Source organism: Desulfosporosinus acididurans (assembly GCF_001029285.1).
Classification (GTDB): domain Bacteria; phylum Bacillota; class Desulfitobacteriia; order Desulfitobacteriales; family Desulfitobacteriaceae; genus Desulfosporosinus; species Desulfosporosinus acididurans.
Window position 1 is genome coordinate 1 of the sequence record NZ_LDZY01000004.1, and the last position, 11245, is coordinate 11245.

The window sequence follows — 11245 nt, forward strand, 5'->3', positions numbered from 1 at the left end:
CAGTGATGCCGCTAGTCGCAAAAAACGCAGAGTTTGCAGAGATACACAACTACTACACAACAAGGATCAAGAATCCCCTGAAGAAGAAACAATCACTAATTGCCTTAAGCTGTAAACTAATTCGGGTGTTCTATGCAATATTAACAAAAGGTACAGAATACGATCCAGAAAAGCTAATTAAGGACATTCATCGTCCAGTTGAGCATTTAGCAGCGTAATTAGAATAGCAGCGAAACCATAAGAAACAAACGATCTGTGGGTTAAAGCGTCACCACAGAAGCGAGCAATCCAGGTAACCTAGCAAAACAAAAGAGCTGGTAGTCAGTCGCATATTTTTCCATTAGAGCAAGGACTCGGTAGAGGAGCATAACTGACACCCAATCATGGATAGGTGGAACGAAGGAATTTAGGGCAGATTTATAATCTTGACCCTGTTAGACATGGGAGGTTTACCACCGTGAGAATCATGGGTTTACAACGGCCAACATATCCACAAATAGTAGACGTTGGCTTTGCCATATCCAATTTCTCCGAATTAGACATTTTATGCGAATTCTATCCGTGGTGAGCTAATTTGGTTAGCTAGGAATTCTATGAAAATACGAGATATCTAAAGAAAATATCAAGATATTATAGGGAGGGAATTAGCTATGACAACACAAATGGCGGCGGCCAAACGAGGCGAAATTACCGAAGCAATGAGAATTGTTGCTCAAAAAGAGAATCAGTCCCCTGAAGATATATGTGCACGTGTTGCCCGAGGAACTGTGGTCATTCCGGCAAATATTAATCACTTAACTTTAAGCCCTGAAGGCGTTGGGCAAGGCCTTAAAACGAAAATCAATGTCAACTTAGGAATTTCCAAAGATTGTGCGAATATTAATCTAGAACTGGAGAAGGTACAAACAGCCATTAATATGAAGGCTGAAGCTATTATGGATTTGAGCAACTATGGAAAAACTGCTGAATTTCGTTCGCGTCTAATTAACATGTCAACGGCAATGATCGGTACAGTTCCTATGTATGATGCAATTGGTTTTTTGGATAAAAAACTTGAAGATATCACTGTAGAAGAGTTTCTAGCGGTTGTAGAAAAGCATGCCCAAGATGGTGTCGATTTTATGACGATACACGCTGGACTTAACCGTCAAACAGTGGCTCATTTTAAAAAAAATAAACGCGTCACAAATATTGTTTCACGTGGAGGTTCGCTTTTGTTCGCCTGGATGGAATTAAATGATCGCGAGAATCCATTTTACGAGTATTTTGACGATCTGTTGGATATTTGCGCCAAGTACGATGTAACCCTGAGCTTGGGGGATGGCTGTCGCCCGGGATCCCTTGCGGATGCTACTGATCCTGCACAGATTGAGGAACTTATCGTGTTAGGTGAATTAACCTTGCGCGCTTGGGAAAAGAACGTTCAAGTTATGATCGAAGGTCCTGGTCATATCCCTCTCAATGAAATCCAAGCCAATATGTTATTAGAGAAGAAATTATGCCATAACGCACCTTTCTATGTATTGGGCCCAGTAGTGACAGATATCGCTCCGGGATATGATCACATTACCAGTGCCATAGGCGGTGCCATAGCTGCCGCATCGGGAGCGGACTTCTTATGTTATGTAACCCCGGCAGAACATCTTCGCCTTCCATCCCTCGAAGATATGAAAGAAGGAATAATAGCTACTAAAATAGCGGCCCATGCGGCAGATATTGCCAAAGGAATCCCAGGTGCTGCTGATTGGGACCTTAAAATGAGTAAAGCAAGACAAGCGTTGGATTGGTCTACTATGTTTGAATTAGCGATTGATCGGGAAAAAGCTGAACGTTATCGGAGAGAATCATCTCCAACTCACGAAGATAGCTGTACAATGTGTGGAGAAATGTGCCCGATGAGACTGATGAATAAAATTCTATGATTCTTAACTAATGTATCAAAAAGTATACTTTTAGAGACACCCTTTGGGTGTCTCTTCGTCTCTAATTTGTTAAGTACACGTCCGACATAATACGCTAATTCTAATTTTCACTCTGGATAATGAGCAGTCTCCTTTGCCTCCGCCCCCTTGGGCAAATAAATTCTTGTTCGAATCATTCCGGCGAACTCCCCATCCTTGAAATAACTGCTATAGGTAATAACCATCCCAAAGGCTATTTTGGTAAAGGATTTTAATTCCCCGGTTTTAAACCGCTCTACAAAGCCGGCAATTTTTTGACGATTTTCTTCCCTGTGACAGTCTATAGCACGCAAACCTACAACGGGTTTTCCGTAGAACTGTTCCTCAAATTTATTGGCCCAAATCACATTAAAATCTGCATCTGTAACCAAGAGTCCCGCAGAAATATCTTTAAAAACCTCACCAAAATCCATTTCAATATACCTCCAACTATTTTGTTATCTTGTTTTTAGTATCGCAAGTACTTAGAAACCATCCCTTTGTTTTATTTTATATCTTTCGGTATAACTCTATCAAACATATAGAAGATTTTATATTAGGAAAGAATTTTGAAAATGTGTGTTGAATTTTTAGTGAATCTATAATCTATTTTTGTAGGGGTTCAGGGAATTTAGGGACTACATGCATTGACCGCAACTCCCATATGGTGTAATATTACACCATATGGGAGTTGTTTTAATGACTAAAGATGAATTTGTAAAAAAACTGGACCAAAAATTAAAATTAGTTCGTACAGAGTTTGATTATTCACAGGATAAAATGGCAGAAGTACTTGGCATGTCTAAAAAAACGCTTGTACAGATTGAAAAAGGCAGATCGACACTCGGTTGGATGGGTGCAGTAACACTTTGCACAATTTTTGGGAAGAGCGAAATTTTATCAATAACGTTTGGCGGTCAGCCCAAGGAAGTGATTATGGCTCTTGCCTTTGACAGCACCGAACGGGACTATCCTAAAACTCTTGGTGGTAAAATATGGTGGGAGGAGCTTGAGGCTTCTTTTGGCTATAAGATGCAAAAAAACCTAATCTCCCAGCATTATCGAATCCTTGACACCCAGGAAAGGCGGATTTGTTCTTCCTTTGAATTTGACCATATAAAAAAACGCTTTGAGGAGCTTACTCGTCATGGAGAAATTTAATACAGGATGCTTATTAATTCACGGTTTTGCAGGAAGTCGTCGTGAGATTGATTCTCTTGTTACTAAACTCAATGAATCTGGGTTTCCAACAGCAGTGCCTCTGCTTGCAGGACACGAATCAAGTCGCAGGGACCTAGCCAGAGCGAAATATACTGATTGGATTCAATCTGTCGTGGCTGCTTATGCTGATTTAGAAAAGCGTTGCCATAATGTGGTGGTTATCGGATTTTCAATGGGTGGCTTGCTTGGAATTCAACTTTGCCAAGTACATAAGATCCAAGCATTGGTTCTAATCAATACGCCAATATTTTATGGGAATATGAAACAAGTAATTTTCAATTTGAGATGCGATTTTAGATTTTATGCTAGGAAATATCTAAGCTCAAGTGCCAAGGTCCCCCCTTTTCCGGCTTTAATCCAATTTGTGATTTTACTTAATAAAACTAAATCTCTCTTAGCAAACATTAAATGTACTTCAATGATCATTCAAACCCTTGACGATGACACAGTTAAGCCAGAGAGTGCTAATTATCTGAATTCTAGAATTGCTGGACTGAGGGTCTTAAAAACTTATCCTACTGGAGGACACGTCGTTTTTCAGAGTGCAACCGGTGAAAAAATTGGGGCTGAGCTGTGTCTTTTTTTGCAAGAACTAGAAAGACTGAACTAATTCCCTTCCACATACCGGAACAGAATTATCGATGCCATCTATAACCTGGACGGAGAAACACTGGAAAAAGGAGCAAGGTATATTAACCCTCTATTGCATTCAGAATATGGCAATGATAAAATGAACACATTCATAAATGAATGTGGAGGTAAATCATTGTTACCATGAACACTCGGCGTGAACGAAAAAAAATGCAGGCAAAAAAATCTATATCAGAAAACGCCTTAAGGCTCTTTCTGACAAAAGGCTTTATGAATACCACGGTAGCGGAAATAATGGAAGAAGCTGACTTAGGAACCGGCACCTTTTATAACTACTTTGATTCAAAGGAAGATGTACTCAAATATTGCCTCGGGGAAAAAATAAATGAAGTCCGGCATACAGTTGAAGAGATACAAAAATCCTCTTTAGAGCCGTCACAAAAATTGTCGGAAATTCTTTTAACCGCCGGTAAGAATTTTGAAGAGAACAGTCAGCTTATAAGCATGTTTATGCAGTTTCGACGCCAGGCCTCGGGTGCCCGACGGGAGTCCCCCCATGGCTCTACTTTTTGGGAGATACTGGTTGATATTGTGCGCGAGGGGCAGGGAAAAGGCGTATTCCGTAAGGATATCCCTGTGGGAATAATTATCGAAATGTTCATGGGCTTACTACAATCCACCATGAATAGCAACATGGAAATGCCGTTTATGGATAACCTGAAACAAAAGCTGTATTTATTCCTGGAAGGGCTTGGAGTAAAGCAATAGACCTGATGACCTGATTGACACTCCCACGGCTAAAGCCGATGGGATTCTTGGGTGATTAAACCGAAGTACATTTCTGCTATCGGAGTATGACCCCAAGTTCAGGGCTATGCCATTAGCCCGTCCTAGAGCAGTACACAATGGTACTCTAGGCTGATAGCCTGTTACCAGCTACCACAGTTTCTTTGAAAACGATCGTTTTAACGTCTTTTTTCTTGACGACACATAGAGTTTTACCTGATAGACGCATTAGCTATCAGAACCTCTTACTCTATCCAGTTTTCAAAGATCAAACTAATACTAGTTTATCATAGTGCTAAGACATTTACATGTACATGAAATTACGAAGCCGCCTTCATCCCACGATTAAAACCGTGGGCTTTTGGCTACGTTTCTGTAATGTAATGGAAGAGTTGAAAATGAACGCATTCTAAAATGAATACGTTCATTTTTTATTGACAAAAAATATTTCGCGGGATAAAATAAAGTGAACGCGTTCATGTATGTATTTATTCATAATGTCTCTGTGAAACTAAATATGTATTAAGACTGTGGGAGGAATGTAAAGTGAAGGGTTCCGATAAAGCGGTAGCCATGATGAAGAATGGTTTTTTATGTAGTCAGGCAGTTTTTTTCACCCTGGGTGAACAGCTTGGAATGGAGCGCAGCCAGGCCATTAAATTGGCCACCGGATTTGGAGCTGGGGTTTCCGGAATGGGTGAAATTTGCGGCGCAGTAAGTGGGGGAATCATGGCTTTAGGCTTAAAGCACGGCAACGACGAAAACACTGTTTTTGATCCTGGAAATAAGACTTTTCCCTTAGTACAGGAACTAATAGAAAGAATTAAGGTTAAACACGGCTGTTATACGTGCAAAGGCCTAACTGGAATTGACTTTACCTCAGAAGGATCTAAGTTGTTTAAAGAACAGAATATAGCAGAGAAGATCTGCTTTAATGTTATAAGGGATGTTGTAGATACTGTTGAGGATCTCTGGTAAGTTGTGGTATTAAATAGAAAGGGAAAGAGTCTTATGCATTTGCTCAAATTGAGACAGTACTTGGCTTAATTTGAGATAAAGAAAAAGAACCAAATTTATTTTTACTTAAAAAATGGCCTTGCTTTCGAGGGAAAAATGCACCTTGAAGCGAGGCCATGATTTTTTCTTGCTGGAAAGTCATTGGGGCTCTGAATAAAATGACGCGGCTGAGTTGATTCAATTTATATGAACCGATAGAGTAGTTAAAGCTAACATAAGATAACTATAAATTACGTTTCTGTAGATAATATTAAATAGAATCTAGTGCCAAAGCTTAAACGTGTGGGGAAAGTGAGTTGCACTTACTTTTATTTGAGTGTATAACAAAGCTTTCCGCTATTTGAAAGGCTTTGTTTTTTGCGTTTAGAAGGTGAGATAATCACATTCTCCGAAAATCGCCCTATAATGTAAATGCAATAGTGTCTGAAACATTACTTATAGTCGAGACATATTTTTCCTAAATGGAGTGATTTTTATGTTGACAGTATCAACGTTTTACCTAAGTCGAGTGCTGGGAAACAAAGTTATTTCAAGCAAGCAGAAAGAAATTGGCAGGCTCTTGGATTTAATCGTTGATGTAAATGAGATCAGACCAAAAGTTATCGCTGCTAAAATTAAGGTTGACAGACAAGTGAGAGTTATCAACTATTCGGGTATATCCGTGTTTAAACGGACAGGGCAGTATATTCTTCAGTGTGAAGAGTTAAACGATGTGGAAGTTGCAAAAGAGAATATTATGTTCCTCAAAAAGCATGTTCTGGATAAGCAAATAGTGGACATGGATGGCCGGAAAGTTGTCAGAGTTAACGATTTAAGGTTAGCAATACTCAAAAGCGGTACTTTTACCGTTGCAGTCGATGTGGGTGTCGATGGACTTTTGAGACGAATTGGAGTTGCTAAACCCATAAAAATTATCTGTAAGCCATTTGGAATTCACGTGCCGAGTAAGATGATTTTATGGGATGAGGTAGCTTCCGTAGACTACTCCCATGTTGGGATAAAGCTTACTAAAGAACATGATAAACTTTTAACACTTCATCCATCGGATCTAGCGGATATTATTGAAGATTATGACAGGCATACTCAGGTCGCCATCTTTAATTCTCTTGACGAAGAGAAGGCTGCCGACGTACTGGAGGAACTCGAAACTGACGCTCAACTAAACGTTCTGAGAAATCTTTCAATAGAAAAAGCGGCCGATGTTCTTGAGAAAATGCCAGCAGATGAAGTAGCAGATATTCTTGATGAGATGAGAGATGAAGACGCCGAGAAACTGTTAAATGAGATGGAACAAGAAGTATCTCTTGAAGTTCGGGAATTGATGGAATACCCGGACGACACGGTAGGAAGTCTAATGATCACAGATTATATTTCTCTCAATGAGAATATGACCATTAACCAAACCTTAATAGCGCTAAGAAAGTTAAAACCTGAACCGGACACTGTCTATTATCTCTATATTGTTGATAATAACGAAAGGCTTGTTGCGGCAGTTTCCTTGCGCGATATCGTGATTTCAGAACTTGAGGTAAAACTCAAAGAGATAATGCATAGAGACATTTTTTATGTTTATGATTATGAGAAACCTGAAAAACTAAACGAAATTATAACCAAGTATAATTTGCTTTCTGTTCCAGTAGTAGATAAAAACAAAAAAATTCTTGGAATAGTTATTATCAATGATGTTATGGACCTTATATTAAGAAAAAGAAAAATGTAAGATTATTCCGAACGTTATAATTATATTTTCTTTATACCCTTCGTTGTATTATTTATGCTTTATTTATTTATAGATAGGCTATAATAAAACATATTTCATTGGGTGATAATAATTTATCTACATATTTAGAGTTTCTGGGTCACTTGATCTGTACAAGAACGGTTTTATATTGACTTCGAAGTTATTATGGGGGTAATCCAAATGGTATCTAAAAGTAATAAGATTTTCTGGCTACGCTTAAGGACAGTGATTTTTGGTCAACCACTGTCTACTCAATATGCTGAACATGCCCGTGTTGGGGTTTGGGGCGGTATACCAATTTTTGGCTCAGACATCATATCGTCCGAAGGGTATGCCCCGGATGCAATCCTATATGTTTTACTCGCGGCTGGTGCCCTGGGATATGCCTATGTGATGCAAGTTTCTTTGGTTATTGTATTGCTGCTCGCTAGTATTTTGCTAGTCTATCGTAAGGCAATTCAAAAATATCCTCAAGGGGGTGGTTCGTACACTATTGCTAGAGCCTATCTGGGTGAAAACGCGGGCTTAGTGGCCGGAGCCAGCCTGTCCTTGGATTATGTGCTTACAGTAGCAGTAAGTGTTAGTTCTGCAATTGAAAATTTAACTGGGATGTTTCCCTGGTTGGCTCCCACAGGACATAAAGTATTAGCCGATTGCTTAGTCATCGCTTTTGTTGCTTGGATTAATTTACGTGGTCTTAAAGAATCGGCACGTATATTTGCCCTACCCGTATATTTGTATATTATTTGTTTGGTATGTCTGGTTGGAACCGGTATTGTTGAAATAATGGTCCACGGGATAACCCAACATACGACAAGTCATCTTCAACTTCCTGCTACTACTGGAATAACCATGACAGCTTTCTTATTTGCAAGAGCTGTAGCCGGTGGAACGACTGCATTGACAGGAATTGAAGCTGTAAGCAATGGAGTAACGGCTTTTAAAGCACCTAGTCAAAAAAAGGCAATAACTACGTTAATTATATTAGGATTTATTGTGGCTTTTGGCCTTATTGGTCTCGTTTATATGGCAGGGGCTTATCACTTGGTGCCATCTGACGAAAACACAACACTTAACCAACTCGGTTTAATTGTTTTTGGGCACACGATTCCATATTTTGCTCTAATGGGAAGTGTTGCGGCGATCTTAGTTATTGCAGCAAATACGCCTTTCGCGGGTTTGCCCATTCTTCTTAGCCTGATGGCTAGAGATGGAAATGCACCGCGCTACTTTAAAAACCTTGGCGATCGATTAGTATACAGTGCCGGTATTTGGACTTTATTTATTATCTCAATCATTTTGATCTTAGTATTCCATGGTGATACTCATATGATGTTACCTCTTTATGCGATAGGAGTATTGCTATCTTTTGCCCTAACAGGACTGGGACTTGCCCGTCATACGTTAAGTGAGCGAGGAAAGGGTTGGGTAAAGGATGCTGTCGTTTTCATATTTGGAGGGGTTGTTTCTTTCCTGGTATTTTTAGTGTTTATTACTACCAAATTCACAGAAGGTGCTTGGATAGTCCTCATAATTTTACCGCTATTGATATTTTTCTTTCACACAGTGCATCGGATCTATAGAAACGAAATTAAAGTATTGCATCCGACTTCTGAGGCTTTGACTGATTTTCGTCGACATTACGACAATGTAACTCAGCGGCGTGCTCATACCCAAATAACTGAATATCGTAATAAAATTATTGTACCTGTTTATGACTTAAATCTAATGGTCTTAAAAACGTTAAAATATGCCTATGCGTTCACACCTCAAGTTACCGCTGTGCACGTCGCTTCTGACCCCGAGAGAAAAGATAAACTATTACGACACTGGTCAGAAGCCAAGATAGAAATTCCGCTCGTAATTGTTGAATCGCCTTACCGAGCAATAGTTCATGACTTTATGAAATATCTTGATGATTTAGAGGATAGAACAAATTTTGATACGATTACCGTAGCTATACCGGAATATATACCGACTAAGATACGTTATAATTTCTTACACAACCAAACAGGGCAATTGTTAAAGTTAATGCTTTTGTATCGAGAGAATATTTTGGTAACAAGTGTACCCTATCATTCCGAGGATGCAGAAGTATTAACCGCGACTTAATTCTACCCAATAATGCAAGTCATTGGGTCAGCCATCAAGTGTGATAAATTCGCAAACTAATAATGCGATCACTGATTTGGAAATGTCCAGAAACTTGAAGAGAAAGACTATTTTTAACGGTCTTTCTCTTTGTGTTACACTAATGGGGCGCCATAGCGATATGATTAGCAAAATCTGTTTGAAGTCTTTGAGAGGTTCTCTTTAAACTCAGATATATGTTCAACATAGATATATGCTACAATGAGCTTAAAAACAGCATAATGTTAGATAAATAGGAGAAAAAATAAGGCTAACCGCAAGAGCAGTAAAGGGATTGGTGTCAGATTATTTTTCTTTTGCTAGTTTGAAAGCCTTAATAAGCTAAATCAAATGGTCAATAAGTTCCGGATTTTTAGAACATCTGACCTTTAAGTTTCCTTGGACAACTATACTCACTAGGCGAAAAAACCAGTTTCGGTTTCTGTGCCTGTTAGCTATTATAGAAAGAAAGTGCCGAATTTTGATTATTTCTGGATTGATTCTAACGATTTCTATGCTGGTTTTTGCCTTGGGAAAAAGTCCGGTGTTTAGAGTAGATCGTGCTGGAATTGCAATTATTGGTGCTGCTCTAACGGTTGGGACAGGAGTAATGAGTTTCGATCGGGCAGTACAGGCTGTAGATTACCGGACGATAGTCCTTTTATTCTCAATGATGATTATTACATCCTACTTAAATATGTCAGGATTCTTTCAACTAGCCGGAAATCAGTTTCTAAATCGTTTGCATAGCAAAAGTCAATTAATGTTAATGGTCATTCTTATAACAGGTATTTTGTCTGCCTTCTTTATTAACGATATTATCTGTTTAATCTTAACCCCGATTGTAATCATGATTACTAGGCAGGCAAAGTTAAATCCCACACCTTACTTACTAGGAGTAGCGACCGCTTCGAATATAGGCAGCGCTGCCACCTTAATTGGTAATCCTCAAAACATCCTAATTGGCAGCCTTTCACATATTAATTTCGCTTGGTATATGGCGCTGGCAATTCCACTGACACTCTTAGGACTTGGGCTTATTTACGTTATGATAAGCTGGATGTACAAAGTGGAATTAAGCGGGCAACTTCCAGAGGTTCGGCCGATGATAGGGGTAGTGCATGGATATTTAGTTAAAAAAGGTTTAGTCGTTGTATTTTTAATTTTGGTAGGATTTTTAATGGGATTTGATCCGGCGCTTGTTGCCAGTCTAGGAGCAGCATATTTGCTTATAACTCGTCGAATTAAACCGAATAAAATATATAGCGGCATCGACTTTAATCTTTTAGTCATATTTATAGGATTATTTGTAATTATTGGTGGAGTTGAGCATAGTGGCTTGCTCATGTTACTTATTAATACGCCATGGATGAAAAGTATCCAAAGTTTATGGGTGTTTTCAATATTGACTGTGATACTTTCCAATATTATTAGCAATGTACCAGCTGTCATGCTGCTGAAATATCTAGTTCCGCTCCATATGGGGCATATTTGGTGGGCTTCATTGGCTGTTTTCAGTACGTTTGCAGGGAATCTTACGCTGACTGGTTCAATTGCCAATTTGATTGTTGTGGAGCTCGCAAAAAAAGAAAAGGTGGAGATAAATTTTGTGACCTATCTTAAAATAGGGCTCCCTTTGACAGTTATCATGGCGTCGGTTGCACTTGTATATTTTACAATCGTAACGAAGGTCTTCCATATAATTTAAGTACGTTTATGATCCAATCGTAAGACTCCCACTTTTTAAGTGGGAGTGGATCTCCCGTACTCTGCTTCGGGGTAGAGTCCCCCACCGAAGTCTCGATGTTCAGCTTTAGCT

Annotated in this window: 9 protein-coding genes and 1 pseudogene; 9 read left to right on the forward strand and 1 reads right to left on the reverse strand. The window is 39.1% G+C overall.

Features of this window, described 5'->3' with window-relative positions:
* Both DEAC_RS05660 and thiC read left to right on the forward strand, forming a co-directional pair.
* Positions 1-218 (forward strand): annotated as a pseudogene (locus tag DEAC_RS05660) (IS110 family RNA-guided transposase); the annotation flags it as partial.
* Between the two features lie 432 nt (positions 219-650).
* The gene (gene thiC, locus DEAC_RS05665) at positions 651-1922 is read left to right on the forward strand and encodes a phosphomethylpyrimidine synthase ThiC (protein WP_047809080.1); all 1272 of its coding nucleotides are present in this window, start codon (positions 651-653) and stop codon (positions 1920-1922) included.
* 107 nt (positions 1923-2029) lie between these two features.
* Here the strand turns inward: thiC and DEAC_RS05670 are convergent, their stop codons facing one another.
* Positions 2030-2374: a PAS domain-containing protein gene (locus DEAC_RS05670; protein WP_047809081.1), complete on the reverse strand. Its 345-nt coding sequence runs from the start codon at positions 2372-2374 to the stop codon at positions 2030-2032.
* A gap of 265 nt (positions 2375-2639) precedes the next feature.
* Between DEAC_RS05670 and DEAC_RS05675 the strand changes: the two genes are divergently transcribed.
* The 7 genes from DEAC_RS05675 to DEAC_RS05705 all read left to right on the forward strand — a co-directional run bounded on the left by DEAC_RS05675 (position 2640) and on the right by DEAC_RS05705 (position 11134).
* Complete coding sequence (locus DEAC_RS05675) at positions 2640-3101, forward strand: helix-turn-helix transcriptional regulator (protein ID WP_047809082.1); 462 nt, start codon at positions 2640-2642, stop codon at positions 3099-3101.
* A complete protein-coding gene (locus tag DEAC_RS05680) occupies positions 3088-3771 on the forward strand; it encodes an alpha/beta hydrolase (RefSeq protein WP_053006291.1) in 684 nt (227 codons plus the stop codon). The genes DEAC_RS05675 and DEAC_RS05680 overlap by 14 nt, the downstream gene beginning before the upstream one ends.
* A 164-nt stretch (positions 3772-3935) precedes the next feature.
* The gene (locus DEAC_RS05685) at positions 3936-4520 is read left to right on the forward strand and encodes a TetR/AcrR family transcriptional regulator (protein WP_047809083.1); all 585 of its coding nucleotides are present in this window, start codon (positions 3936-3938) and stop codon (positions 4518-4520) included.
* A 564-nt stretch (positions 4521-5084) separates the two neighbouring features.
* Positions 5085-5516: a C-GCAxxG-C-C family protein gene (locus DEAC_RS05690; protein ID WP_152671352.1), complete on the forward strand. Its 432-nt coding sequence runs from the start codon at positions 5085-5087 to the stop codon at positions 5514-5516.
* 514 nt (positions 5517-6030) lie between these two features.
* Positions 6031-7275: a magnesium transporter gene (locus DEAC_RS05695; RefSeq protein ID WP_047809084.1), complete on the forward strand. Its 1245-nt coding sequence runs from the start codon at positions 6031-6033 to the stop codon at positions 7273-7275.
* 201 nt (positions 7276-7476) lie between these two features.
* Complete coding sequence (locus DEAC_RS05700) at positions 7477-9408, forward strand: APC family permease (protein ID WP_047809085.1); 1932 nt, start codon at positions 7477-7479, stop codon at positions 9406-9408.
* Between the two features lie 499 nt (positions 9409-9907).
* Positions 9908-11134 carry an anion transporter gene (locus DEAC_RS05705; protein WP_053006292.1) on the forward strand — a complete coding sequence of 409 codons (1227 nt, stop codon included), beginning with the start codon at positions 9908-9910 and terminating at the stop codon, positions 11132-11134.
* The last annotated feature ends 111 nt before the right edge of the window (positions 11135-11245 follow it).